Here is a 663-nt window from a genome sequence, read left to right as displayed (position 1 = left end):
CTTGTACGTAGGGCAGCGGAAAGCCCACGCAGTTGACCGGAAAGGCCGAGCCGGGCGGGCTGATGGACGAGATGCCTGCCATTTCGGTCATGCCCAGGCTCTCGTTGACGTGCAGGCCGAATTGCCGCTCGAAGCGCGCGGCCAGTTCGGCCGGCAGCGGCGCGGCGCCGGTGCGGCAGTAGCGCAGCGAGGAGATGTCCGCGCCGTCGAGTGGCACGTCGGCCAGCGCCGCCAGGATGGTCGGCACGCCTTGCAGCGAGGTGGCGCGATGGCGTTCGACCAGGCGCCAGTAGTTGCGCAGCACCTCGCGGTTGCGCAGCAGCTGGGTCGTGGGGATGACGGTGGCGACGCCGGCCGACAGCGCGGCCAGCGAGGCGGGCAGGGCGCCGGCCACGTGGAACAGCGGATAGCCGTTGATGACCACGTCGCCGGGGCCGGCGTTCTGCAATTGCACCGCGGCCCAGGCGGTGAAGACCTGGTTGGCGTGCGTGTGGATGGCCAGCTTGGGCGCGCCGGTGGTGCCGCCCGTATGGAAATAGGCGGCCACGTCGCCGCCCTGGATGCGACGGCCGCTGGCCAGACGGTCGGCGGGCAGGGCGGCGCGCGCTGATCGCCTACGGCGCCGAGGCCGACTGCGAATCCTGGACCAAGGCGCTGCGCCTG

The 663-nt window shown here is 71.8% G+C and carries 1 protein-coding gene; it reads right to left on the bottom strand.

Translation table 11 applies throughout. From position 1 onward, the window contains the following. A partial coding sequence (locus KDH83_RS32570; RefSeq protein WP_249205151.1) for an AMP-binding protein occupies nucleotides 1-663 on the bottom strand: 663 nt, incomplete at both ends.

The organism is Achromobacter sp. Marseille-Q0513, assembly GCF_018195695.1.
Lineage (GTDB): Bacteria > Pseudomonadota > Gammaproteobacteria > Burkholderiales > Burkholderiaceae_B > Achromobacter.
Note: the sequence above shows the minus strand (reverse complement) of the source record. Positions and strands in the feature narration are given on the sequence as shown.